Origin of the sequence: Brevundimonas sp., assembly GCF_046295775.1 — a bacterium.
Taxonomy (GTDB): Bacteria; Pseudomonadota; Alphaproteobacteria; order Caulobacterales; family Caulobacteraceae; genus Brevundimonas.
This window is the reverse complement of the sequence record NZ_JBKBML010000004.1, coordinates 99,483-124,821: the sequence shown is the minus strand read 5'-3', so window position 1 is coordinate 124,821 and position 25,339 is coordinate 99,483. Positions and strand designations below refer to the sequence as shown.

Here is a 25,339-nt window from a genome sequence, read left to right as displayed (position 1 = left end):
GGGGCTCTATAGCAGGTCCGGATGGGTAGGGATGGACTTGGGCACGCTGATCAGGATGCGGGTGCCGTGGTCGTCCAGGATCGGGCTGGCGGCGGCGATCCGGCCGTTCATGGCTTCGACGAAACCCTTGGCGATGGCGAGACCAAGGCCCGCGCCATTGGAACGATCCGGCTGTTCCTCCATGCGGCGGAACTTGTCGAACACCAACTCAAGTTCGGCGGTGGGAATACCCTTGCCCTCGTCCTCGATGCTGATGACCACCGAGCCCCGGTCCTCATAGGCCGCCAGTTCGATGGCGGAACCGTCGGGACTGTAGGCGATGGCGTTCTCAAGGATATTGACCAACGCCTGTTCCAGCAGCCCCTGGTCCAGCCTCACCATGCTGAGTTGGGCGGGAAAGTCACGGGTCAGCCGACGCGCGCCGAGTCGGCGCGACACCCGCTCGGCGGCCGCGTTCAGGACATCGCGGACGTCGGTCCAGTCGGCCTTGATATTGAGCGCCCCGCCTTCGAGCCGGGTCATGTCCAGTAGGTCGCCGACGTAGCGGCTGAGGCGTTCGGCCTCCTCACGGATGCTGAGAAGGAGGTCCCTGCGCACTTCGGGCTTCATGGTCGGGCCAAAGTCGATCAGGGTGGTGGCGGCCCCGAGCACGGTGGAGAGCGGCGTGCGCAGATCGTGGCTGACTGAGTTCATTAAGGCCCCGCGAAAGCGATCGGTGCGGCGCAGGGTCTCGGACTCGACGGCGTCGCCAGCCAGTTGGGCCCGCTCCAAGGCCACTGCGCCCTGGTCGAGCAGAGCCAGCGCCAGCCGCTCCTCATCCGATCCAGGCGCCACGGCGTCGGCTTCGACGCCCGCCACGCCGGCGCGCGAGCGCACACCTTGGAGAGGGCGGAACGTCCAGCCGGTCTGCGGCAAGGTTCCCGTGCCGAACCCCGCCGGCTCGCCGCGCTCCCAGGCCCAGCGCGCGGCGGCCAGGGTGGCGGCGTCCAACTGGTCCAGTGTCGGCGCGCCCGCGACGGGGGTCAGGTCCTCGCCCATCGGCAGGAGGACCATCGCCTTGCCTCCGGCTGCGGCGGCGGTCTGCTCCGCAAGCACCTGGGCGGTTTCCAGGCGATCCTCGGCATCGGCCAGCGCCTGGCTGGCGGCGAGCAGGGCCGAGACGGCGGAGGCGCGCCGCTGAGCCCGTTGGGCCTGGTCGCGGACCCGACCCGCCAATCCGCCAGTGACCGAAGCCACAGCCCAGAACACGATCAGGGTCAGGATGTCCGTCGGTGACCCGATCAGGAAGGTGTAGCGCGGCTCCAGGAACAGGAAGTTGTAGGTCAGGAAGGCGACGGTCGCCGCCGCCAGCGCCGGTCTCAAGCCGTAAAGCACCCCGGCGGCCAAAACGGCGGACAGGTATAGAACGCCGAGATCGACCCGCTCAAACACCTGGTCGAGCCCATAGGCGAGAGCCGTCGCGGCGCCGATAAAGGCTGCGCCGAATGCGTAACCCCGCCAGCGCCTGGGCTGCTGGATTGCGGCGATCCTGGCCGGGCGATCCTTGGAGTCGGCGGCCGGTTCAGTGACGACATGCAGCGCGACACCTCGCGCCGAGCGTAACAGTTCGGCCGCCAGCGATCGTCCCAGAACTTCGCTGATGCGGCTGTCTCGCCCCTTGGCGATCACGATCTGGGTGACGTTGTTGCGATCGGCGTAGTCCATCACCGTGCCGACGACGTCGTCGCCGGTCAGGATGATCGTGCGCCCGCCCAGCTGCTCGGCCAGTGCGAAGGCCTCGCCCACCCTTGCGCGGCCTTCAGGCTTCGCAACCGGCTGATTGGGACGTTCGACATGGGCCACGGTCCAGGGGGCATCCATGGTCATGTCGGAAAGCCGTCGACCGGCGCGAACCAGAGACGAAGCGATCGGATCGCCGCCGACCAGGACCAGAATGCGCTCGCCCGCCGCCCAGGGGCCTTCAACGCCGCGCTCCCGCAGGGTGGCCAGAAGCTGATCGTCGATGGTCTGGGCCGCGCGCCGCAGCGCCATCTCGCGGAGCGCAGTCAGGTTCTCGACCTTGAAGAAATTTTCCGAGGCCAGTCGCGCGGTCTCGGGCACATAGACCTTTCCCTCGGCCAGGCGCTTACGCAGCTCCTCGGGGGTGATGTCCACGACCTCGATGTCGTCGGCCCCGCTCAGAGCGCTGTCGGGCAGGGCCTCGCGCTGGCGCACGCCGGTGATGCGCAGCACCACGTCGGACAGGCTTTCCAGATGCTGGACGTTCAGCGTGGTCCAGACGTCGATGCCGGCAGACAGGATCTCCTCGACGTCCTGCCACCGCTTCGGATGCCGCGACCCTGGGACATTGGAATGGGCGTATTCGTCGACGAGCAGGAGGCCGGGCTTGCGCGCCAGCGCCGCGTCGATGTCGAACTCCATCAGGGCGCGGCCCCTGTAGTCGATCGGGGCCCGCGGCATCACCTCCATCCCGCGCAGCAGGCTTTCGGTCTCGCGGCGGCCATGGGTCTCGACCACTCCGACGACGACATCGCCGCCCTCGGCCTTTCGGCGTCGGGCGGCGCGCAGCATTTCATAGGTCTTGCCGACCCCCGGCGACATGCCGAGGAACACCTTCAGCCGCCCGCGTTTCGGTCGCGTGAGACCGACCGGCGAGGGCTTCGGACCGGGCGGCGCGGCAGGCAAGTCAGGTCGCGGCGGAGAGGCGGGCGTCGAGCGCCCGGTTGGTCAGCAGCACATTGACGCGCCGCTGGCCGATGAAGCCAAGCAGGGCGCCCTCGGTGTTTGCGTCGATCACCTGCTGCACCGTCGTCACATCGACCCCTCTAGCCTGCGCCACGCGCGCCGCCTGAAGCCGAGCGTAGGCCGGAGAGATGTGGGGGTCGAGGCCCGAGGCCGAGGTGGTCACGGCGTCGGCCGGGATGACCGTCGCGCCGGTGTCGGCCCGGATAGCTTCGGCGTCGGTCTTGATGCGCTCGGCCAGGTCCGTGTTGAGCGGGCCCAGGTTCGACCCCGAGGAGGCAGAGGCGTCATAGCCGTCGCCGGCGGCCGAGGGGCGCGGGTGCAGATAGCGTGCCTCGGCGAACGGCTGGCCGATCAGGGCCGAGCCGACCACCTGACCCTCGGCGTCGCGGATAAGGCTGCCGTTGGCCTGCGACGGAAAGGCGACCTGAGCGACGCCGGTGACGGCCAACGGATAGGCCACGCCGAGCAGAAGGGTGAAAAGGGCGATCATGACGATCGCGGGGCGGAGTTGGCGGAGCATTGGCGTCGTCCTTTAGAAGGCCGCCTTCAGCGAGGCCACGGCGCGGCTGCCGTAGATGTCGCCGAAGTCGTGCTCGTCGGTGTCGTGATAGCGGACGTCGAGAGCGAGTTTGTCGGTCAGCTGCCGGGCCACGCCCAGGTTCCAGGTTGTGTAGTCGAAGTCCGAGGACAGGAACTGGCGTCCGATGGCGCCTGAAACCGTCCATCTGTCGGCCGGAGAGAAGCTCGCAGTGGCCTCGACATAGGTCGCCTCATCCTCGGCGGCGCCGAAGAAGTCGGGCGACCAGTAGACAGCAGCGCCTACGGTGGCCGGGCCGATGGCGCGCGAAGCGGCGACCTTGGCCTCGACGTAGTCATAGTCGGCGCCGTCGGGCTGGCCGGTGTAGAAATAGCCCACGGCGCCAAAGTCCCAGACCCAGCCCGCGAACTCGGGGCGGAGACCGGCATAGACGTCCATCTCGGCGTTGGTGTCCGGATCCCTGGGGAAGGCGACGTTGGAGACCCAGGCGCCGGCGTAGAAGCTGCCGCTGGTCAGATCGACGCCGCCCGAGATCGCGGCGTCCTCCTCGGTCTGGCTGACGCCCCGGAAGACGTAGTCGGAACCGACGGCGACGTTCCAGGCGATCGAAGGATTGGCGGGTTCGGCGACGGTCTGGGCGTCGGCCTCGGAGGCGATGCCCCAGACGACAAGGGCGATGAGGCCGGCGCCCGAGAGCCAGATGTAGGGGCGGTTGGACGCCCTGACGCGGGATTTGCGGGTCATGGAAATCACTCTGTGATTGGAAGAGGTCACGCCAGGCCGAGGCTGGAGATGACCACGTCGATGAGTTTGATGCCGACGAACGGGGCGATCAGGCCGCCGAGGCCGTAGATCAGCAGGTTGCGGGACAGCAGCGCCCCGGCCCCGATGGCGCGGTATTTGACGCCGCGCAGGGCCAGCGGGATCAGCGCCACGATCACCAGGGCGTTGAAGATCACCGCCGACAGGATGGCGCTCTCGGGGCTGTGCAGCCCCATGACGTTGAGCGCGCCGAGCGCCGGCAGGGCGACCACGAACATCGCCGGGATGATGGCGAAATACTTGGCCACGTCGTTGGCGATCGAGAAGGTCGTCAGGGCTCCTCGCGTGATCAGCAGTTGTTTGCCGACCTCGACGATCTCGATGACCTTGGTCGGATCGCTGTCGAGGTCGACCATATTGCCGGCCTCGCGCGCAGCCTGGGCCCCGGTCTGCATAGCCACGCCGACGTCGGCCTGGGCCAGCGCGGGGGCATCGTTGGCCCCGTCGCCGCACATGGCGACCAACCGGCCCTTGGCCTGCTCCGCCTTGATGAGGCGCATCTTGTCCTCGGGCGTAGCCTCGGCGAGGTAGTCGTCGACCCCCGCTTCAGACGCGATGGCGGCGGCGGTGACCGGGTTGTCGCCGGTGATCATCACCGTGCGCAGGCCCATGCGGCGAAGGTCGGCGAACCGCGCCTTCATGCCGGGCTTGATCACATCCTTCAGGTGGATGATGCCGACGAGGACGCCGCTCTCGACCACCGCCAGCGGCGTGCCGCCCGAGCGGGCGATGCGGTCCACCGCCTGACGGAACTCGGCCGGAGCGTCCTTTTCGTCCAGGTTCAGAGACTTGAGCACGGCGTCGACCGCGCCCTTTCGCCAGGACTTGCCGTCCGCGTCCACACCCGACTGTCGGGTCGTGGCAGAGAACGGGATAGCCTTAGCGCCTTCGGGCAGATCGACAGACAGACCCGCGTTGCGGCCCAGTTCGATGATCGAGCGGCCCTCGGGCGTCTCGTCGGCGAGGGACGCCATGACGGCGGCGCGCATCGCCGCTTCCGGCCGGACTCCCGGCACATGGATGACTTCGGTGGCCATGCGGTTGCCGAAGGTGATGGTGCCGGTCTTGTCGAGCAGCAGGGTGTCTACGTCGCCGGCGGCCTCGACCGCGCGACCCGAGGTCGCCAGAACATTGACCTTCAGCAGCCGGTCCATGCCGGCGATGCCGACGGCGGACAGCAGGCCGCCAATGGTCGTCGGAATGAGGGTGATGAACAGGGCGCCGAGCACGATCGGGTCCAGCGCAATGCCGGAGTAGGCGCCCAGACCCAGCAGCGTCACCACCGCGATCAGGAACACCAGGGTCAGACCCGCGAGCAGCACGGACAGCGCCAGTTCGTTCGGAGTCTTCCGTCGGTTGGCGCCCTCGACCATGGAGATCATGCGGTCGAGGAAGGTCGAGCCCGGGGCCGAGGTGATGCGCACCTTGATCCAGTCGGACACCACCGTGGTGCCGCCGGTGACGGCCGACCGGTCGCCGCCGCTTTCGCGGATCACGGGCGCGCTCTCGCCGGTGATGGCGGCCTCGTTGACCGAGGCGATCCCTTCGACGATCTCGCCGTCCGAGGGGATGACGTCGCCCGCCTCGACCAGCACGATCGAACCGATCTCCAGCTCGTGCGCGGGCGTCGGGACCGTCAGGCCGGTCTTCGGGTCGACGATCAGCTTGGCCTTGGTGGTGACGCGTGTCGCCCGCAGGGAGTCCGCCGCCGCCTTGCCGCGCCCTTCGGCGACGCTCTCGGCGACGTTGGCGAACAGCACGGTCGCCCACAGCCAGACCGCCAGCTGGATGGCGAAGCCGGCGGTCTCGCCGGCGACGACGGCGGCGATGGCCGACACCGTCGCCAGCAGGGCCACGATCCAGGTGGTGAAGATCACCGGGTTTCGAAGCAGGCGACGCGGGTCCAGCTTGACGAAGGCGTCGCCAAGCGCCCGGCCCAGCATCGGGCCGGACAGGCCGCCGGCCAGGGGAGCGGCCCGGCGGGTTTCGCCCAGGTGCTCGGGGTTTGCGAAGGTCATTTCAGGGATCCCGGATCAGAGCCCGGCCACCACGTCCAGCACCTGGAAGTGCTCGACGAGGGGGCCAAGGGCGAGGGCGGGGAAGAACTGCAACCCGCCGAGGATGAGGATGACGCCGATCACCAGCCCGATGAACAGCGGCCCGTGGGTCGGCAGCGTGCCGGTGCTGGGCGCCAGCTTGGGCTTGACGACCAGGCTGCCGGCGATGGCCAGCACGGCGATGGCGGGCACGAACCGGCCGAACAGCATCCCCAGACCCTGGGTCGTGTTCCACCACGGCGAGTTCGCAGTCAGGCCGGCGAAGGCCGAGCCGTTATTGGCGGCCGCCGAGGTGTAGCCGTAGAGGATCTCCGACAGGCCGTGCGGCCCGTCGTTCAGCAGACCTTCCAGCGCCGTCGGAAGAACCGCCGCCACGGCCGAGAAGCCGAGAATGGCCAGAGGCAGGACCAGGACCGCCACCATGGCATACTGGATTTCGCGGGCCTCAATCTTCTTGCCCAGATACTCCGGTGTCCGCCCGACCATCAGCCCGGCGACAAAGACCGCCAGCAGGGCCATAACCACCATGACGGCGATCCCGGACCCGACCCCGCCGGGCAGGATTTCGCCGAGTTGCATCAGGAAAATCTGCAGCCCGCCGCCCAGCGGCATGTAGCTGGCGTGCATGGAGTTGACCGAGCCGTTCGAGGCCCCGGTGGTCATGGTCGCCCAGGCGACCGAGGCCGGGACGCCGAAGCGGACTTCCTTGCCTTCCATGTTGGCGGAGGCATCGACCCCGGCCGCGACGAGCGCCGGCGCTGGTTGGGTCTCGATCGCATACATCGCCGCACCCGAGAGGCTGAGCAGGACCAGGGCCGCGACGGCGAGCGCCCGCACGTCTTTCCGGGCCAGCACGCTGCGGCCGAAGGCGAAGAAGGCGGCCCAGCCGAGCACATTGATCGAGATGGCGGTGATCAGATTGGTCAGCGGCGTCGGGTTCTCGAACGGATGGGCCGAGTTGACGTTGAAGATGCCGCCGCCGTTGATGCCGAGCTGCTTGATCGCCAGCTGGCTGGCGGTGGGCGCCAGCGACAGCGTCTGCGATCCGCCCTCCAGTCCCGTCGCGGTCGCGGAGGCGTCCAGCGTCTGGGTCACGCCCAGACCGACCAGGACGATCGCGAGGACCACCGACAGGGGCAGAAGCACCCAGAGCGTCGTCCGTGTCATGTCGGCCCAGAAGTTGCCGACCCCCTCGCCGCGATTGGCGACGAAGGCGCGCGCCAGCGCCGCCGCGATGGTCGCGCCGGTCGCGGCCGACAGAAAGTTCTGCACCGTCAGGCCCGCCATCTGGCTGAAGTGCGACATCGTCGTCTCGCCGCCGTAGGACTGCCAGTTGGTGTTGGTGACGAAGCTGACGGCGACGTTGAACGCCTGATCCGGCGTCAGGCCGCCGAAGTCCTGGGGGTTGATGGGCAGCACGCCCTGCAAGCGCAGCAGGGCAAAGAGCAGAACGAAACCGGCAGCGTTGAACGCCAGCAGCGCGCCCGCATAGCCGAGCCAACCCTGGCTGTGCGCCGGGTTCACGCCGGCAGCGCGGTAGAACAGCCCTTCAACCGGCTTCATCACCGGGTCGAGCCAGGTCCGCTCGCCGTTCCAGACGCGCGACATGTAGAGGCCGATCGGCCAGCCGATCAGGGCGGCCAGACCGATCGTCAGGGCGATCTCCGCCCCTCCTTGAATGTTCATGGCGGCGGCTCCCTAGAACCGCTCGGGGCGCAGCAGCGCCGCGACCATGTAGACGGCGACGACGACCGCGCCGACGCCCCAGAGTATGGCGACCAGCATCGTCACACCCGCTTCAGGACAGCGGCGAGAACGGCGAAGGCGACAAACGCCCCGCCGCCGATCGCCAGAAAAATAAGATCGGCCATGCCGACACCTCCAGCTCAGTTCAGAGCCACAGAAGACGCCTCAAGCCCGTAAGCGGGCCATCGGAATTGGGCCGCTTGGCATAAGGTCGGCGTAAGGGAGACGACGGCGCACTGGATAAGCCCCTCAGCTCCAGGAGCGTCCGCCCGTCGCCGTGCTCCAAGCAGACCTTCCGAACGTCTTCGATGTGTCAGCAGCGGACACGCGAGAAAATGCCACGAGCGCCTCGACAGCGCCGCTCGCTAAGTAAGAGCCTGAATTCCTTGACAAGCCTCCGGACTCAAAATCCGGTTCCGAAAGGAGTGTCGGTTCGAGCCCGACCGCCCGCACCACCTTTAATCGACGCCGACCACCGTCAGTTCGGGCCAGCGTGTTCGGGCGCGGTCGATAATGCGATCCCAGTCCTTCGCCAGCGGACGGTTCGGATTGGGTTGGATTGTTAGGGCGAAGACATCCTCCAGCCCGAAGGGCGCTGCGACGCTGACGCCGTCGTCGGCCTCCAGCCGCACCGCCACGGCGAAACACGGCGCCACGAACCGCTCCAGCGCCTCGTCCGTGCCGTGGATCGGCGGATAGGGTTCGCCGAACTTCTGCGGAAACCAAAGGGGGACGCGGGCTTGGTTCCTGACCTCGACACGGTCACGCAGCGGCGGCTCGAAGGCGGCGGCGACGCGACGGATGATGCCGTCCTCGGTGTCCCACGAGGTGTCGGGATCAAAGTAGCCCAGGTCGAAGTCCTTGACGCCATAGCCCGCCGGACGCCCGGTCAGGGCGTTCCAGACTGACTGATAGACGGCGCCCGAGAACAGCCGCCAGTCCGGCAGGTTCAGGTCGCGCACATCCGTCAGCACGGTCATCAGGTCGGGATCCGCGCGGACGATCTCGACAAGTCGGCGCTCGAGGTCGCTCATCGGCGCACGGGCCAGGCGTGGTCCAGGGGGCCGTGGCCGCCGCCCAGGCCGGGCGCGCGGCGGATGGCCTCGGCGACATAGGCCCAGGCCTCGGCCACAGCGATGGGCAGGGGCAGGCCTTTGGCCAGGCCGGCCGCGCACGCACTGGCCAATGTGCAGCCGGTCCCGTGGGTGTGGCGCGTCTCGACCCGCTCGCCCTCGAACAGGGTCTCGCCGTCTGGGGTCATCAGCACGTCGATCAGCCGCTCGCCCGGCACATGTCCGCCCTTCATCAGCACGGCGCGCGCGCCGAGTTCGAGCAGGGCCTCGCCGGCGCGCCGCTGGCCGTCCAGGTCGGCCACGGTCAGGCCGGTCAGGGCCTCGGCCTCCGGCGCATTGGGGGTCAGAAGGGCGGCGCGCGGGATCATCAGCGCCTTCACCGCCGCGACGGCCTGGTCCGGCAGCAGGGCCGCGCCGCCCTTGGCCACCATGACGGGGTCGACCACGGCGGGCGCCTCGGCCTGGTCGATCAGGGCGGCCACGGTCTCAACCACCTCGACCGACCCCAGCATGCCTGTCTTGAGCGCATCGGCGCCGATGTCGTCCAGCACCGCCTCGGCCTGGGCGCGGATCAGTTCGATGGGCAGGGGGTGCACGCCGTGGACGCCCAGGGTGTTCTGGACGGTGACGGCCGTGATCGCCGTCGCCGCGAAGCCGCCCAGCATTGTCACCGCCTTGATGTCGGCCTGGATCCCTGCGCCGCCGCCCGAGTCCGAGCCGGCCAGGATCAGCACGCGTCCCTTGAAATCGCTCATGGATGGGCCGCCGAGAACAGCTTCAGTCCCACGATCCCGGCGACGATCAGGACGATGCAGACGATGCGCAGCGCCGTCGCCGGCTCGTTGTAGATCGCCATGCCGACGGTCGCCGCGCCCACCGCCCCGATGCCGGTCCAGATGGCGTAGGCGGTGCCGATCGGAATGCGCTGGGTCGCCATCCACAGGAACCAGAAGCTCAAGCCCATGGCGGCGATCACGACCAGCGAGGTCACGGGCCGCTGCGGACCCACAAATTTGAAGCCAGAGGCCCAGCCGACTTCCAGCAGGCCGGCGATGACCAGGGCGATCCACGGATTGATGGCGATCATGACCCCTGATGCGGGCTTTGGGCCGAAGGAGCAAGCGGCTGTATGCTGTCGTGAGACTGTGACGGAGAGCATCGGATGGCAGACTGGCTGGAGCAGATGGTCGGAACCTGGACCTTCGAAGGGCGCGCGGTTCCTGACGACCCGGGGCAAGTCCAGACCGGGCGCGAAAGCGTGACGAAGCGGGACGCCTGGATCGTGATCGAGGGCGAGGGCTACCGTTTCCAGCTGGCGCATGACCCTGAGACAGGACGGATCACGGGGGACTTCGTCCATTGGCTCATCCCCAGCTTTGGACCTATGACGGCGCTGTCGAAGCGGACGGCCGACTGCATCTGCGAAGCCGCGGGCCCGACATGGAGGGCAAGGGAGGTCAGGCCGAGTACGACGACGTGTTCGAGATCGTCAGTCACGACGAGCGCCGCTCGGTTGGGCGCGTGCGAGAGGCGGATGGAAGCTGGCGCGACTTCAGCCGCACCGTTTATCGGCGCACGCCCTGAGCGCGGGCGCACATCCTCGATGGGTCAGGAGCGGTCTGGAGCAGCCGGCTGGTTGAGCGCCACCTGAAGGGTCAGGGCCTGCACCGTCTCGCGCACGTCATGGACGCGAACCATGGCCGCGCCGCGTCGCGAGGCCTCCAGCGCCAGGACCAGCGAACCGCCCAGACGGTCCAGCGGGTCGGTCGCGGTCGGATCGACGGCCTGGATCGTGCGCTTGCGGCTGGCGCCGTACAGCACCGGAAAGCCAAGGGCCGCGAGCCGATCCAGATGCGCTGTCAGGGCCAAATTATGGGCCGCCGTCTTGCCGAAGCCCAGGCCCGGATCCAGCCAGATCGCCGACCGCGCCACCCCCGCCGCCATTGCCGCCTCGGCGCGCGCGGCCAGGGCGTCGATGACCTCGGCGAGCACGTCTTCATAGGCGGGCGCGTCCTGCATGGTGCGCGGCTCGCCCTTCATGTGCATCAGGCAGACGGCGCAGCCCAGTTCGGCCGCCGTCGCCAGGCTGTCGGGCGAACTGTTCAGGGCCGAGACGTCGTTCCACATGGATGCGCCGGCGCCGACGGCCGCGCGCGCGACGCCGGGTTTCAGCGTGTCGATGCTGATCGGCCCGTCCCAGCGCGCGACCAGGCCCTGGATCACCGGCATGACCCGCGCCAGCTCTTCGGCTTCGGCCACCGGCGTCGCGCGCGGCCGGGTGCTTTCGCCTCCCACGTCCAGCCAGTCGGCGCCCTGTTCGACCAGCTTCAGCCCATGAGCGATCGCCGCCTCGGCCGTCGTCAGCCGCCCGCCGTCCGAAAAACTGTCCGGCGTGACGTTGACGATGCCCATGACCAGGGGCCGGCCGCCGGAACCCGGCATGAGGTCAGTGGACCGTCGGCACGCTGGTGGTCGGCGCGGCGGGCGCGCCGGCCTGCGAAGGCTCGACTTCGGTCCCATCCGACACCGGCGTGACCGGCACCGAAACCGAGGGGCCGGCGTTGGGGAAGTTGCTCTCGTCGCGGTTGGGAGCGACGCCCTTTTCCAGCAGGTCCTTGATCTCTTCGCCCGACAGGGTCTCGTATTCCAGCAGCGCCTGGGACAGCTTCTCGTGGTCCTCGGCCTTTTCGGTCAAGATCTTGCGGGCCTCGGCCCAGCCCGAGTTGACGATGCGCTTGACCTCTTCGTCGATAATGCGGGCGGTCTCTTCCGAGACGTTCTGGCTGCGCGCCACCGAATGGCCCAGGAAAACCTCTTCCTGGTTCTCACCATAGGCGACAGTGCCCAGCTTCTCGGAGAAGCCCCAGCGGGTGACCATCGCGCGGGCCAGCTTGGTCGCCTGTTCGATGTCGGAACTGGCGCCCGAGGTGATGTTCTCCGGCCCGAAGATGATCTCTTCGGCGACGCGGCCGCCGGCCATGATGGCGATTCGGTCGATCATCTGCTGGTACTTCATCGAATAGCGGTCGCCCTCGGGCAGCTGCATGACCATGCCGAGGGCGCGGCCGCGCGGCACGATGGTCGCCTTGTGCACCGGGTCGGCCATCTTGACGTTCATGGCGACGATGGCGTGGCCAGCCTCGTGATAGGCGGTCAGACGCTTTTCTTCCTCGTTCATCGCCATGGACTTGCGCTCGGAGCCCATCAGGACCTTGTCCTTGGCGTCCTCGAAGTCGCGCTGGGTGACCATCTTGCGGTCCTTACGGGCCGCCGTCAGGGCCGCTTCATTGACCAGGTTGGCAAGATCGGCGCCGGAGAAGCCTGGTGTGCCACGCGCGATGGTGCGCACATTGACGTCCGGCCCCAGCGGCACGTCCTTCATGTGGACGCGCAGAATGTGCTCGCGGCCCGAGACGTCGGGGTTGGGCACCACCACCTGGCGGTCGAACCGGCCAGGGCGCAGCAGGGCCGGGTCCAGCACGTCGGGACGGTTGGTGGCGGCGATCAGGATGATGTTCTCGGACGCCTCGAAGCCGTCCATCTCGACCAGAAGCTGGTTCAGCGTCTGCTCGCGCTCGTCATTGCCGCCGCCCAGGCCGGCGCCGCGGTGACGGCCGACGGCGTCGATTTCGTCGATGAAGATGATGCAGGGCGCGTTCTTCTTGCCCTGCTCGAACATGTCGCGCACGCGGCTGGCGCCGACGCCGACGAACATCTCCACGAAGTCCGAACCCGAGATGGAGAAAAACGGAACGCCCGCCTCGCCCGCGACGGCGCGCGCCAGCAGCGTCTTGCCGGTGCCGGGAGGGCCGACCAGCAGGGCGCCCTTGGGAATCTTGCCGCCCAGGCGCTGGAACTTGCCGGGGTCCTTCAGGAACTCGACCACTTCGGTCAGCTCTTCCTTGGCCTCGTCCACGCCGGCGACGTCGTCGAAGGTCTTGCGGCTCTTGTGCTCGGTCAGCAGCTTGGCCTTGGACTTGCCGAAGCCCATGGCGCCCTTCGCCCCGCCCTGCATCCGGTTCATGATGAAGAGCCAGAAGCCGATGATCAGGACGACCGGCAACAGCAGGCCAAGGATGCCCGACCACCACGGCGCCCGCGAGGTCTTGGCGTCGACCTCGACGCCATTGGCCAGCATTGAGGAGACCAGCTCCTCGTTCGGATAGGGGGTGGTGGCGGTGAACTTGGTCTCATTCTTGTACTCGCCGGTCACCTGGTCGCCCTTGACCACGGCCGACTTGACCTCGCCCGCCTCGGTCTGGCGCACCAGCTGGGAGTAGGTGATCGTTTCGGGACGGCCGGCCGAGCCGGCCTTGCCGGGCATGCCGGCCGGGCCGCCCTGAGACATCATGGCGTAGACGGCCAGAAGGCCCATCAGCATCAGCGCGCCAAAGGCGAGATTGCGCAGGTTCATTCGGATCCTCGGTGGTCCGGCGCCGACCAGCGGCGTCGATCAGGAAAGCGTCGCGTTCAAAATAGGTGGTTCCAAGGCGTCGCGCCATGCACGGCTTGGGCCAGCTCGGCCTCGTGCGGCGTTTCGCCTCCGACTGAGCGTGCCCAGAGGCCGAACCGGGGGCCGACGAGCCCCCTCATCCGCGCCCGGCGGAAGGCCAGAACGGACGCGTCGTCATCGGCCAGAAGCACTGGAAACGCCGAGCGCGCCTGGACTGGGAGGCGGGACAGCCAAGCCCGATCCGCGGCACTCAGCCTCGCCAACCGGCCGAAGGCGGGCGCGACGCGGAGGCCTTGCTCTTCGCTTTCAATCTCGAACCGCCCGTCCCAGACCTGCGGCGCACCCGACGAAAGTGGGACGGGCGCCACGGCCTGCGGGTCGCGGCTGCGCATCTGACGCAGGACGCGCACCTCGCCGCCGTCCAGCTCCAGCCGGGCGCCCGACAGGGTCGCGACGGCGTCAGCCGGTTCAGCCAGGCGGCGCCTGAGCCGTTCCAGCACCCGACCGCGCGGCGTGGTCCGAACCCCCGCCACGCAGGCGACGGCGGCGGCGAAGGCGGCCAGAGGCGCGGTTCGGGGCAGGGTCAGCACCCCCGCGTCGGCCAGCGGTTGGTCGGGCGGTGCCCAGTCCAATGCGGGTGATTGAGGCAGGAGGGGCTCCTCGCCCTTCAGAGCCGCGCGGGCGCGAGGGCGGGCGAAGTGGGCGTCGGCGTTTGCGGGGTCTTCGATCCAGTCCAGGCCCCGGGCGTGCAACAGGCCGCGCAGATCGGCGCGACGCTCTTCCAGCAGGGGCCGAAGCAGCATCAGGCCGCGCCCCTCGGGCCAGGCCGGAGACGGCGCGGCGTCGCGCAGCCGGCCGATGGGCGTGCCCCGCGCGCGCATCCAGTCGGCCTCGGCCGCATCCTCTCGGGTGTGGGCGAACAGGATGACCCTCGCGCCTGCCTCGCGCGCTGCGTCGCCGATCAAGGCGTGTCGCGCCTGTCGCGCGGCGGCCGGCAGGCCGGCGGTCGGCTTGGGGCCGGTCCAGGCCAGGCCGCGCCAGTCGGCGCCGAGCGCCCTCGCCTGATCTCCGGCGCGACGGGTCCAGTCGCGGCTGTCGGAATTCAGCCCGTGATCGACGGTCAGAGCCAGCAGGGCGCGGCCGCGCCGACGCGCCCAGTCGGAGGTCATGGCGAGCAGGGCCAGGGAGTCCCCGCCGCCCGAAAGGGCCAGGCCGACGGGCCGATCAGCCTGAGCATCCAGGCTCCGATCCAGCCGCGCGTGAACGCGGCCGGTCAGGGCGTCGAGGTTGCTCAGCTGCAGTCCGCGCGGCTGCGGATCTGGGTAGCGCGGGTGCGCAGAGTGGCGGCCGCGCCCTCGGCGTAGCGACGACCGAACTCGGCCAGCGCCGCGCAGGCCTGCGGCTTCTGATCGGTCATGACCAGATTGTCGGCCAGCTTCAGCGTCGTCTCGCCCGCCCAGGCGACGCGCGGCCAGCCGCGCAGGGCGGCGGCGTAGGCCTGGACCGCGCCCGGCCGATCGCCCGTCGAGACGCGCAGGTCGCCCAGCCGCGAGTTGGCCTCGCGCGCCTGGGGCGTGTCAGGCCAGGTGACGATGACGGTCTCCAGGGCGCGGGCGCCCCGCACCGGATCGCCGGCGGCCAGGCGGGCGGCCGCGGCCAGATCCTGGGCCGGGTCGTTGGTGGCCGAGTTGGCCGTGATCGGCGCATTCAGCTCGGCGTCGGCTTCCAGCTTCTGGATGCGGGCCTCGGCGTCCTGAAGCCGGGTGCGCAGGGCGGTGTTGTCGCGCGTGGCCTCGTCGGCTTGGAAGGTCAGGCGCTCTGAATCGCTGTTCACCCGCTGGAAGGTCTGCTCCAGGTCGCGCAGCCGCCGATCCATGTTGGCCAGGCGGTCCTGCAGAGCGATGACCTCGGGATCGGGCTCGACCAGCACCGGCTGGCCGGCGGCGTTGCGCTGGGTCAGGGCGCGTTCCAGGCGACGCACATTCCGGTCCAGCTGATCCAGGCGGCGGTTGTCCCACTGGACCGGCTGCATCGGCTGGGTCTGAGCCACGGCGAAGCCGGCGCCCAGCGTCAGGGCGACGCCGCCGGCGGCCAGGATCAGACGCGCGCGGCGCGAGCGGGGAAGAAGGGTCTTGGTCGTCATGGGGCGGACGGTCCCACCAATCTGCGGCGGCCGCAAGGCGCGGGCGCGGGGTCTTCACACATGAAAAGGCCGGCCGGGAAAACCCCGGCCGGCCTGATGTCTCACCGTGTCGAAATCAGCGCTGGGCGCCGGAGACGATGGCGGTGTGGGCGTTGCGGTTGCGGGCCCAGGCGTCGTCGTTCGAACCTTCGGCGATCGGGCGCTCCTTGCCGAAGCTGATGGTGTCGATGCGGGCCGCCGGGATGCCGCGGTCCACCAGATAGTTGCGCACCGACTCGGCGCGGCGGGCGCCCAGAGCCAGGTTGTATTCGCGGGTGCCGCGTTCGTCGGCGTTGCCTTCAATGCGGATGCGCACGTTCGGATAGCGCTGCAGCCACTGAGCCTGGGCGTCCAGGCGCGGATAGGCGTCCGACTTCACGTCATAGCTGTCCAGGTCGAAGTAGACGCGGTCGCCGACGTTGACGATGAAGTCCTGCTCGGAGCCTGGCACGGCGGCGCCGACATTGCCGCCCGAAACCGGACCGGTCGGGGCCGTCGGATAAGCCGGACCCGTGGCTGGCGGGGCGGTGTCGGGCACGACCGTATCGACGGGACGCCGCGGCGTGCAGGCGGTGACGGCCACGGCGATCACGCCCACGGCGGCCAGGTTGACGAGGGTGCGGGTGTTCATCTGGGCGTCTCCTAAATCTGGTCCGGGGCCTCTGCCCCAAGCTTTGCCTTGAAGCTGCTGCTAGCGGCGGGCACGGCGTCGCGCCAGCCGGGGTAACGCACAGTTGAGCGATAAGGCTCCGCTCGTGACCGCGTATTACCCAAACCGCGCTACGACGGGCAGGAATCAGGCCCCTGACCCAGGCCCAGCGTCGCCGGCGGCGTGTCCAGAAGCGGGGACCAGGCCGGGTCTGAACCGCGCCCGTCATAGCCGGCCTGGGCCACCACGCGGCCCGACAGATCGACGGTCCACAGACGGGTGTCGCCGCCGCGCGTCTGGCGCGCGAACATGATGTAGCGGCCGTTCGGGGCCCACGACGGGCCTTCCTCGAAATAGGACGATGACAGGATGCGTTCGCCCGAGCCGTCGGGCCGCATCACGCCGATGTGGAAACGTCCGCCCTGTTGCTTGGTGAAGGCGATCAGGTCGCCGCGCGGGCTCCACGCGGGGGCGGTGTAGATGCCGCCGCCGCGCGAGATTGGACGCTGGCCGCGTCCGTCGGCGCTCATGACGTAAAGACGGGCCGAGCCGCCGCGATCGGAGGTGAAGACGATCTGAGAGCCGTCGGCGCTGAACGACGGCGAGGTGTCGATGCCCGGATCGCTGGTCAACCGCGACAGCTGGCGCGTGCGCAGGTTCATCACATAGACGTCGGTGTTGCCGCCCCGGATGATCGAGAAGGCGATTCTGGAGCCGTCGTTGGAGAAGCGCGGCGCCAGCACCTGGCCGTCGAACTGACCCAGATTTTCGGTCCGCCCGGTAGTCAGATTGCGAAGATAGATGCGGCTGTAGTCGCGCCCCAATCCGACATAGGTCACTTCGTCGGGATTGGAGGCGGAGAAGCGCGGAGACATGATGACCTCGTCACCCGGCGTCAGATAAACGGGATTGAAACCGTCCTGATCCACGATCGACAGGCGCGACAAGCGGTTTAGCTGAGTGCCGCTTTCCGAAACGAAGATCACGCGGCTGTCGAAGAAGCCGTTCTCGCCGGTCATGCGCTGATAGACGACGTCGGAAATCTTGTGCGCGATGCGGCGCCACTGCTCGGGCGTGGCGGTGAATTGATAGCTGACCAGCTGGCACTGCCGGTACGGGTCATACAGCCGGAAGCCCACGTCGTTGCGGCCGTCCGGGCGCGGGGTGACCGAGCCGTACAGAACCGCCTGGGCGCCGATGGACGTCCACTGCGGAAAGTTCGGCGCATTGGCCAGGGTCAGATTGGTCTCGATGAAGCTGCGCGGATCCAGGGGCGCGAAATAGCCCGAGCGCCGCAGATTGCCTGACACCACATTGGAGATGTCCGCGCCGTTCGCGCCGCTGAAGGGCGCGACAGCGATCGGAAAGGGGCGCAGCACGCCTTGGTCCACGACAACGTCCTGAACAGGCGCGCTTTGGACAGGCTGGCCGGTCTGGGCGTTGGCCGTCGACGTCAGGGCCAGGGCGGCGGCGGATGCCAGCAGAAGCGTCAGACGCATGAAGGTCTCCTTGGAAGTCTCGGCCCGATCCGCTCAGCTTGACCGGGATTGAGGCCATATTGGGATGGCTTGAGCCACGAAACGATCCGGGCGGTGATGACGATCCCGTTATCCGCCCGGGCCCCTAGCGACTGCCGCACTGACGGGCGGTCTCGAAGCGGAAGGGTACGTCCTGGGTTTCGAAGCCGCTCGGGACATCGAACGGGGCGGCGGCCCGCAGGGCTCGCAACATGGAGTCCGACGCGGCGCGCCATGCGGCGTCGCTGCGGGCCCCTTCCAGACGCGGGTTGCCGACGATCTGACCTGAGGCGGCCAGGCGGACAGTGACGCGGATCGTCAGGTTGTCTGCTCCGGGCATCTCGCAGTTGACGTTCCAGTGCGGCGTCACCTGCGAGGCGAGCGCGCTGAGCTGCGGCCCCGTGGCGCGCGGCGCTTGGCCCGCGCCCTGCTGGCCGGCGGCGGGACGGCCCGTCGTCCCGGTGGGACGCGGCGGTCCGGCCAGGGCGTCCAGGTCGAGGCTTTCCTCGCGGCGCGGGGGGGCGGGACGCGGCGGCGTCGGCTGGCTCTTGGTGGGAGGAGCCGGCGTGGGCGGCGCCGGACGAGGCGGCGTCGGAGCGGGCGTCGGCGGCTTTTTCTCGGGCGGGCGCGGCGTGGGTGTCGGTGTCGGTGTCGGACGGGGCGCGGGCGGCGTCGGGGCCGGCGGAGTCGGTTCGGGCGGCGGAGGCGTGACCTCGGGCTCGGGCGGCGGCGGAGCCGTGGCGCCGTCGTCGGGCGACAGCTCCTCCTGAGGATTGTCGGGCGCGGCGGCCGCGATCTCGATGTCGGAGACGATCGAGACCGGCACCGACGACGGCAGAGGACGCGGCTCGCTGCGCGGGAAGGAAATCAGGGCGAGCGAAGCCACCCCCAGGTGCAGGGCGATGGATCCCAGGACGGCGGGGCTGGGACGACGCAAGCGGTCAGCCTCCGCTCGCCGCATCCGGCGCGGTGTCGGTGATCAGGTTCAGCTTGGTGAAGCCCGAGGCCGACAGGCGCGCCATGACGCGGGCCACCGCCTGATAGGGCGCGCGCCCGTCGGCGCGGATGTAGACCGGCCGATCCGTGGCCTCGCCCTCCCCGTCACCACCCTGGGCTCGGAGACGCGGCACGAACTGGTCCCAGGCCGCCTCGGCGTCGTCGACATAGATGGCGCCGTTCTGATCGATGGAGACCGACAGCGGCTCCTGCGTCTGTTCGACGGCGGACGCCTCGGTCTGGGGCAGTTCGACCGGCACGCCGACCGTCAGCAGCGGCGCCGAGATCATGAAGATGATCAGCAGCACCAGCATCACGTCCACCAAGGGCGTGACGTTGATCTCGCTCAGCGGCGCGCGCCGCCTGCGGCCACGACCGCGGCCCGAGCCGCCGGCCGCGCCTCCTCCGCCCAGGGCCATGGGTCAGGCGCCCCGGCGCAGGCTGAAGTCCGACGAGGGCGGGGGCGGCGGAGGCGGCGGCGCGGACGGCGAGGCCAGCCGGCGCGCCACGGCCGCCTGCAGGTCGTCGGCGAAGGCTTCCAGCCGGCCGACGTACTTGCCCGCGTCGATCGAGAACTTGTTGTAGGCGATATAGGCCGGGATCGCCGCGCCCAGGCCAATGGCGGTGGCGAACAAGGCCTCGGCGATCGCCGGCGCAACGGTGGTCAGATTTGTGTTGCCGGCCGAGGCGATGGCGTCGAACGCGTTCATGATGCCCCAGACCGTGCCGAACAGGCCGATGAAGGGCGACGAGGTGGCGACCACCGACAGCACGCCCAGGCCGTTCTCGACCCGCTGGCCCTCGCGTGAGATCAGGCTGTTCAGCGAGCGGTCGATGCGCGCGACCAAAAGGCTTCCCTGATCGGCGTCGACCGGACCGCGCTGACGCGTGTCCTTCCACTCGGCCAGGGCCAGCTTCAGCATCCGCGGCAGGGCGTGGGCGGGCTCGGCGCCCGACTGGGCCGCCACGTCTTCCAGTGAACGGCCCGAGTTCAGATCGGCCTCGAAGGCGTCGGCCTGGCGGTTCAGCCGGGTCAGGCGCACGGCCTTGTCGATGATGACCGTCCACGACCAGACCGAGGCGACGGCCAGGCCGATCATGACCGCCTTCACCACCCAGTCGGCATGCATGAACAATTCGATCGGATTCAGCATCGAGGCGTCGACGGGCGCGGTCATTCAGCGGTCCTGCGGCGGATCAGAGGATGGGTCGCCCCGTTCGAGCGGCGGAGCGCGGCCATTTCAAGGCGTGGAATCCGTCTAGACGCCTGAATCGGCCGCGTCACCTGTCGGTTGCGTGATCGGACGCCATTCCGGCCCCTCGATCTCGAGGCCGCGCGCCTCCAGGGCGTCCAGCACGCCGCCCGGCCGCGCCAGCAGTCGGATCGGCGCCACGGCCAGGGTGACGCCGGGCTGGGTCAGCGCCTGGTTCAACGCCTCGTCCCACTGGCCGCGCAACAGGGGCGCGACCTCCGGGTCGCCCCAGGGCCAGCAGACGTCCAGCGCCGCGTCGATCGGCGAGGCCGCGACCTCGGCGACGCGGAACCGCCGCCAGGCCTCGGCGCGGGCCAGGGTCATCTCGGGACCGCCCTCGGCGGCGACGATGGCCGCCTTGACGCACGGCGCATAGGTGGACGGCGGCGCATTGATCAGGCCGTCGATCAGTTCGTCGCCCCGGATTATGCCCACCGGCGTGACCGGAACGCGCGCCCGGCGCGCGGCGCGGCGCACAACGTCGTCGGGTCCGGCGCTGGTCCGGCGCGAAAAGCCCGCCTTGTCGTTCAGCAGGTCGATGCTCAGCGGCACGAAGTTGGTGGTGCGCCAGCGCTGACTGCGCTCACTGGCCATGACCGCCTCCAGCCGCGCCTGCCATTCGGGCTCGAGATAGTCCGCGGTCGTCGTTCCGGCCGGCAAGTTGGAAATGGTGCGGATGCGCCAGATCAGGCGCAGCACGTCCGCCGCAGAGGCGCGCCCCTGCTGAGGAAACAAAATGCGGTCGGCGCGCAGGGTCGCCGCCTCCAGGGCGTCGGGCCGCCACTCAAGTTCGCGCGGCGGCGTGATGGCCCCGACCAGGATCAGGGTGCGGTCGTCCTGGGTGATCTCCCACATCGGCGCGCCCGAGCGCCGCGCGGTGACGATGATGTCCTCGACCTGGGTCGCAGGCGCAGCGTCCTGAGTTCGCCCAGGGTGCGCCGGCAGCATCAGCACGGCCGCAAGGACCAGCACCACCATTCGTCGGATCATCGAAGCCCCCGTGGATCGCGGCCGGAATGCGGCGCGAACATTGCCGATGCGTAATCTTAAACCACTGTAATACATGGCGAATGTTTAATCCACCTTGCCGCCTTGTAACTGGCTTGATCAGGGCCGCACGGCCACCTTCGCGCCACACGAGGAGGGACCGCCATGTCCAAGACCATTCTGCTGGCCGGCACGGCCCTGCTGCTCATTCCTAGCGCCGCCCTGGCCCAGACCAGCAATGACGGTCCCGAACCTCAGGTCGCCCAGGCCCCTGTCCCCACCGGACCGACCTCCACCTCGCCACTGGTGGACGCCGCTGACAAGGGGGTCCTGGTCTTCACCCCTGACTTCTTCGCCGAGCAGCGGCCCAACACCGCGCTGGACATGGTCAACCGCGTGCCCGGCTTCTCCGCCGACAACGGCTCGGGCGCGCGTGGCTTCGAAGGCGCGGTCGGAAACATCCTGATCAACGGCGCGCGGCCGGCCTCCAAGAGCGACACAGGCACCAATGTGCTGGGCCGCACCCTGGCCAATCAGGTGGATCGCATCGAGCTGATCCGCGGCGGCGCGCCGGGCATAGACATGCAGGGCTATTCGGTCGTCGTGAACGTGGTGCTCAAGACCACCGCCAGCCGCCAGCACATCGTCACCTGGAACGCCAATCTGTTCGAGGGCGGACAGGATCTGTTCGGCGGATCCTATCAGTTCACGGCCCGCGAGGGCGAACGGACCTATGGCCTGACCCTGTCGGACGGGGTGTCGATGAGCGACTCCAACGGCGCGGGCCGCGTGATCCGCCGCGCGCCCGACGGGACCGTCACGCGCGACGAAGATTTCTACAACGACGGCTACGGCGGCGGTCAGTCGGTGCGCGGAAACTTCTCCACCCCCTTCGCCGGCGGCAAAATCGATCTGACCGCCCGGTATGGCCGCAACGACTGGCACGGGATCAATCTGCAGACCGCGCCCGGCGTGCGTCGCGAAAACCTGAGCGATCAGGACTCGACAGGCGGGGAGTTCGGCGTGGTCTACACCCGCCCCCTGCGCGACGATCTGAAGCTTGAGACCCGGCTGATGCATCAGTTCGGCGACTTCGACGCCACCTCGGTTTCGCGCACACGCATCGGAACGACCGACAGCCCCGAACAGGTGTTCCGCTCCATCGGTGACTCGTCGGAAAGCATCGCCCGCGCCCTCGTGCGATACGAGCGGTCGCCGACCCTGAACTTCGAGCTGGGAGGCGAGGTCGCCTACAACATGCTCGACACCGAGCAGGCCTATACGGTCGGCGGCGTGGCGATCCCCCTGCCGTCCGCGACGGTTAAGGTCGAGGAAACGCGCGGCGAAATCTTCGCCAAGTCAGGCTGGCGCGTCAGTCCCAAGCTGAATGTCGAGGCCGGCCTGCGGCTGGAATCCTCGACCATAAGCCAGTCCGGCGACGCCGATCAGGAAGAGAGCTTCTTCTACGCCAAGCCGCGCCTGCTGGTGACCTGGACGCCCATGGCCGACAATCAGCTGCGCTTCCGTTTCGAGCGCGTGCTGGGCCAGTTGGACTTCGACGACTTCGCCGCATCAGCCGACTTTCAGGACGAGAACGTCCAGGGCGGCAACATCGACCTGAAACCCGAGCAGCGCTGGGTCAGCGAGGTCATTTACGAGCGCCGCTTCTGGGGCGAGGGCGTCGTCTCGGTCGGCCTGCGCCATGACGAGATCCGCGACGCCATCGATGTCATCCCCCTGCCCGGCGGCCTGTCGGCCATCGGCAACATCGGCGACGGCACTCTGGATCAGCTGGCGCTGAACATCACCGTGCCGCTGGACAAGCTGGGCGTCTCGGGCGGCCAGTTCGGCTTCCGCAACACCTGGAACCGCACCGAGGTGACCGACCCGACGATCGGCGAGGCGCGGCCGATCTCCGGCGTGCGCCCGACCCAGGCGGTCATCACCTTCCAGCAGGACATCGACAGCTGGAAGCTGCAGTACGGCGCCGCCTACATCCCGCTGCTGGGCCAGGCCAGCTTCGACCCGGACTTCAAGTCCAGCTGGCGCGGCCGCGACTATCTGGAGCTCTGGGCCGAGTACAAGCCGACCGCGACCCTGTCGATCCGCGGCCAGGTGAACCTGTGGGACGACTTCTCGCAGGAGCGCGAGGTCTACGCCAACCGCACTACGCGGCCGATCGCCTTCGTCGAGAACCGCTTCGTCGACCCGCGGACCTTCTATCAGATCCGGGTGCGCAAGACGTTCTGAGGACGATGGCCCCTCGAAGAAAAAGGCCCCGGGATCGCTCCCGGGGCCCTTTCCGCTTCCTGATCGAACGATCAGCGAACGCCGGCCATGCCCTTCTTGAGGATGGGCGAAACCAGCAGCAGGACGACGCCGACGCCAACCCCGGTCCAGCCGATCGTGCCGAAGATGGAGCCGTAGGTCTCCAGCGCCAGGGCGCGATTGGTCACCACGCCGGCCACGGTCTCGGTCGCTGTCGCCTGGGCGATCATGCCGGCGACGATGTGCGCCACAGAAGACGACAGGAACCACACGCCCATCATCATGCCCACGACCCTGTCCACCGACAGTTTGGTGATCATCGACAGACCCACCGGCGACAGACACAGCTCGCCCATGGTGTGCAGGAAATAGGTGAAGAACAGGAACATCAGCGGGACGCGGAAGTCGAGGTTGAACGCGTTGGCCGCGGCCCAAGCCAAAAGCAGGAAGCCCGATCCGACCAGAACCAGACCCATGGAGAATTTGACCGGGGTCGAAGGCTCCATGTTGCGCTTGGCCAGCCAGACCCACAGGGCGGCGAACATCGGTCCGAAGATCACGATGATGGCCGGGTTGAACATCTGGGTGTAGCCGACGTTGAACCAGCCGGGCATCTCGGTCGACTGGTCGGCGAACAGGGTCAGCGAAGAGCCGGCCTGTTCGAATAGCGCCCAGAACAGCACCGAGAAGAAGATCAGAACCTGGGCGACCAGCATGCGGCTGCGCTCGGCGCCCTGCAGCTTGATGATGGTGTAGCCGACCACGGCGACGAAGATCAGGCCGGCGGCGTAGGGCAGTACGGCCGAGATCAGCTCGTGGCGCTGCATCAGCAGCCAGGTCGGGAAGACCGCCACCAGGCCGCCGATCCAGAATACGGCCTCCAGAGGAATGCCGAACACGCGGGTGCCGGCCAGCTTCTCGGGGTTGGGCGGCCCGCCGCGGCCTTCAAGCCAGGACTGGCCCAGGATGAAGGTGACAAGGCCGATCAGCATGCCGAAGCCCGCCAGACCAAAGCCGTAAGCCCAGCCGTAGTTGAATCCCAGGTAGGAGCACAGGCCCGTGGCCAGCACGGCGCCCAGGTTGATGCCGACGTAGAAGAGGGTGAAACCGGCATCGCGGCGCGGATCATTCTTCTCGTAGAGCGAGCCGACCACGGTCGAGATGTTGGCCTTCAGGAAGCCGACGCCGACGATGATCAGAGACAGCGCCAGGAACAGCATAGGTTCGCCGAAGCCGGTGTCGCGCGTCGTCTCCAACTGATAGTCGCCTGAGGCGACGAAGGCCGGGAAGCCTGCGGCTGCGGCCTGAGGCGTGATGGGAACGGGGCTGTCCGCGGCGGCGGCGGGCGGGGTTCCCATCTGCTCGCCCACGACGGCTGCGGCCACGTCAGCGGCGGCCGCGGCCGACGGCTCGGCCGCCACTGTCGAGATGCCTTCCGGGGCGACACGGATTTCCACCCGCTCGTCGCCGACGACGGCGAATTGGCGACGGTTGGTGTCGCGGCCCTCAACCTCAACGGCGTAGGACTGATCACCGATGATGATGCGGTCACGGCCGCCCTGGCCCTCGAAAGCCATGGTGAAGTGACCGGCGACCAACAGGATCGCTCCGATCATCACCGCCTTGCGCTGACCCAGATACTTGTCGGCGATCATCCCGCCGATGACGGGCATCAGATAGACCAGCGCGCCATAGGCCGCATAGATGCCGGCCGCCTCGGACGGACCGAACAGGAAGTGCTGAACCAGATAGATGGTCAGCATGGCCCGCATTCCGTAGAACGAGAACCGCTCCCACATCTCCGTGAAGAACAGGATCACCAGCCCCCTCGGGTGTCCCAGGATCGTCTTGCGCGGATCGCCGATAACGGCGTCTCCCCCGTCCGTCGTGCTCAACGGCTTACTCCAATAATGCTGCGCGCCCGCTGTGCCGCAGGGCTGCGCCGGAAGGTCGCATATCGAGCACGGCGGCCCCATCGCGACAAGGGTTAAGCGGACGTCGCGGCACGGACCTTGCCGCAGGAGCCTCCAGCAAGATCAATTCAGCACACGTT

22 protein-coding genes are annotated in these 25,339 nt (G+C 68.7%); 2 read left to right on the top strand and 20 right to left on the bottom strand.

Annotation, left to right across the window (positions count from 1 at the left end):
- Window positions 1–6: 6 nt before the first annotated feature.
- From ACK4I0_RS04280 to ACK4I0_RS04240, 9 genes are all read right to left on the bottom strand, one after another.
- The gene (locus tag ACK4I0_RS04280) at window positions 7–2,601 is read right to left on the bottom strand and encodes a DUF4118 domain-containing protein (RefSeq protein WP_409608334.1); all 2,595 of its coding nucleotides are present in this window, start codon (window positions 2,599–2,601) and stop codon (window positions 7–9) included.
- An 85-nt stretch (window positions 2,602–2,686) separates the two neighbouring features.
- Entirely contained in the window at window positions 2,687–3,265 is a 579-nt protein-coding gene (gene kdpC / locus ACK4I0_RS04275; protein ID WP_409608332.1) for a potassium-transporting ATPase subunit KdpC, read from the bottom strand.
- A gap of 12 nt (window positions 3,266–3,277) precedes the next feature.
- On the bottom strand, window positions 3,278–4,027 hold the full coding sequence (locus tag ACK4I0_RS04270; RefSeq protein WP_409608330.1) for a TorF family putative porin: 750 nt from the start codon (window positions 4,025–4,027) through the stop codon (window positions 3,278–3,280).
- Window positions 4,028–4,053: 26 nt separating this feature from the next.
- Complete coding sequence (gene kdpB, locus ACK4I0_RS04265; protein ID WP_409608328.1) at window positions 4,054–6,123, bottom strand: potassium-transporting ATPase subunit KdpB; 2,070 nt, start codon at window positions 6,121–6,123, stop codon at window positions 4,054–4,056.
- Window positions 6,124–6,138: 15 nt separating this feature from the next.
- The gene (gene kdpA / locus ACK4I0_RS04260; protein ID WP_409608326.1) at window positions 6,139–7,848 is read right to left on the bottom strand and encodes a potassium-transporting ATPase subunit KdpA; all 1,710 of its coding nucleotides are present in this window, start codon (window positions 7,846–7,848) and stop codon (window positions 6,139–6,141) included.
- A 12-nt stretch (window positions 7,849–7,860) separates the two neighbouring features.
- Window positions 7,861–7,947, bottom strand: a complete 87-nt coding sequence (locus ACK4I0_RS04255; protein ID WP_332640023.1) for a potassium-transporting ATPase subunit F — start codon at window positions 7,945–7,947, stop codon at window positions 7,861–7,863.
- A gap of 419 nt (window positions 7,948–8,366) precedes the next feature.
- On the bottom strand, window positions 8,367–8,942 hold the full coding sequence (locus tag ACK4I0_RS04250) for a nucleotidyltransferase family protein (protein ID WP_409608324.1): 576 nt from the start codon (window positions 8,940–8,942) through the stop codon (window positions 8,367–8,369).
- Window positions 8,939–9,736 carry a bifunctional hydroxymethylpyrimidine kinase/phosphomethylpyrimidine kinase gene (gene thiD, locus ACK4I0_RS04245; protein ID WP_409608322.1) on the bottom strand — a complete coding sequence of 266 codons (798 nt, stop codon included), beginning with the start codon at window positions 9,734–9,736 and terminating at the stop codon, window positions 8,939–8,941. Before thiD ends, ACK4I0_RS04250 begins: the two co-directional genes overlap by 4 nt.
- Window positions 9,733–10,068, bottom strand: coding sequence for a DMT family transporter (locus ACK4I0_RS04240; RefSeq protein WP_409608320.1), 336 nt, complete (start codon window positions 10,066–10,068; stop codon window positions 9,733–9,735). Before ACK4I0_RS04240 ends, thiD begins: the two co-directional genes overlap by 4 nt.
- Before the next feature lie 272 nt (window positions 10,069–10,340).
- Between ACK4I0_RS04240 and ACK4I0_RS04235 the strand changes: the two genes are divergently transcribed.
- Window positions 10,341–10,565: a DUF1579 family protein gene (locus ACK4I0_RS04235; protein ID WP_409608318.1), complete on the top strand. Its 225-nt coding sequence runs from the start codon at window positions 10,341–10,343 to the stop codon at window positions 10,563–10,565.
- 24 nt (window positions 10,566–10,589) lie between these two features.
- Here ACK4I0_RS04235 and folP read toward each other — a convergent pair whose 3' ends face one another.
- The 10 genes from folP to ACK4I0_RS04185 form a co-directional block, all read right to left on the bottom strand.
- Complete coding sequence (gene folP / locus ACK4I0_RS04230; RefSeq protein WP_409608316.1) at window positions 10,590–11,423, bottom strand: dihydropteroate synthase; 834 nt, start codon at window positions 11,421–11,423, stop codon at window positions 10,590–10,592.
- Between the two features lie 4 nt (window positions 11,424–11,427).
- On the bottom strand, window positions 11,428–13,395 hold the full coding sequence (gene ftsH / locus ACK4I0_RS04225; protein WP_409608314.1) for an ATP-dependent zinc metalloprotease FtsH: 1,968 nt from the start codon (window positions 13,393–13,395) through the stop codon (window positions 11,428–11,430).
- A 56-nt stretch (window positions 13,396–13,451) separates the two neighbouring features.
- Entirely contained in the window at window positions 13,452–14,645 is a 1,194-nt protein-coding gene (gene tilS / locus ACK4I0_RS04220) for a tRNA lysidine(34) synthetase TilS (protein ID WP_409608458.1), read from the bottom strand.
- 80 nt (window positions 14,646–14,725) lie between these two features.
- Window positions 14,726–15,577, bottom strand: a complete 852-nt coding sequence (locus tag ACK4I0_RS04215; RefSeq protein WP_409608312.1) for a tol-pal system protein — start codon at window positions 15,575–15,577, stop codon at window positions 14,726–14,728.
- A gap of 115 nt (window positions 15,578–15,692) precedes the next feature.
- Complete coding sequence (gene pal / locus ACK4I0_RS04210; protein ID WP_409608310.1) at window positions 15,693–16,247, bottom strand: peptidoglycan-associated lipoprotein Pal; 555 nt, start codon at window positions 16,245–16,247, stop codon at window positions 15,693–15,695.
- Window positions 16,248–16,396: 149 nt separating this feature from the next.
- On the bottom strand, window positions 16,397–17,764 hold the full coding sequence (gene tolB, locus ACK4I0_RS04205) for a Tol-Pal system beta propeller repeat protein TolB (protein WP_409608308.1): 1,368 nt from the start codon (window positions 17,762–17,764) through the stop codon (window positions 16,397–16,399).
- A gap of 124 nt (window positions 17,765–17,888) precedes the next feature.
- Entirely contained in the window at window positions 17,889–18,719 is an 831-nt protein-coding gene (locus tag ACK4I0_RS04200) for a hypothetical protein (protein WP_409608306.1), read from the bottom strand.
- A 4-nt stretch (window positions 18,720–18,723) separates the two neighbouring features.
- Complete coding sequence (locus ACK4I0_RS04195; protein WP_409608304.1) at window positions 18,724–19,197, bottom strand: ExbD/TolR family protein; 474 nt, start codon at window positions 19,195–19,197, stop codon at window positions 18,724–18,726.
- Between the two features lie 3 nt (window positions 19,198–19,200).
- Complete coding sequence (tolQ, locus tag ACK4I0_RS04190) at window positions 19,201–19,956, bottom strand: protein TolQ (protein WP_409608302.1); 756 nt, start codon at window positions 19,954–19,956, stop codon at window positions 19,201–19,203.
- Window positions 19,957–20,037: 81 nt separating this feature from the next.
- Window positions 20,038–21,021: a TraB/GumN family protein gene (locus ACK4I0_RS04185; RefSeq protein ID WP_409608300.1), complete on the bottom strand. Its 984-nt coding sequence runs from the start codon at window positions 21,019–21,021 to the stop codon at window positions 20,038–20,040.
- 162 nt (window positions 21,022–21,183) lie between these two features.
- On the opposite strand from ACK4I0_RS04185, the gene ACK4I0_RS04180 reads away from it, so the two are divergent.
- Complete coding sequence (locus ACK4I0_RS04180) at window positions 21,184–23,268, top strand: TonB-dependent receptor plug domain-containing protein (protein WP_409608298.1); 2,085 nt, start codon at window positions 21,184–21,186, stop codon at window positions 23,266–23,268.
- A 71-nt stretch (window positions 23,269–23,339) separates the two neighbouring features.
- On the opposite strand, the gene ACK4I0_RS04175 is transcribed toward ACK4I0_RS04180, so the two are convergent.
- Window positions 23,340–25,181: a peptide MFS transporter gene (locus tag ACK4I0_RS04175; protein WP_409608296.1), complete on the bottom strand. Its 1,842-nt coding sequence runs from the start codon at window positions 25,179–25,181 to the stop codon at window positions 23,340–23,342.
- Window positions 25,182–25,339 lie beyond the last annotated feature (158 nt).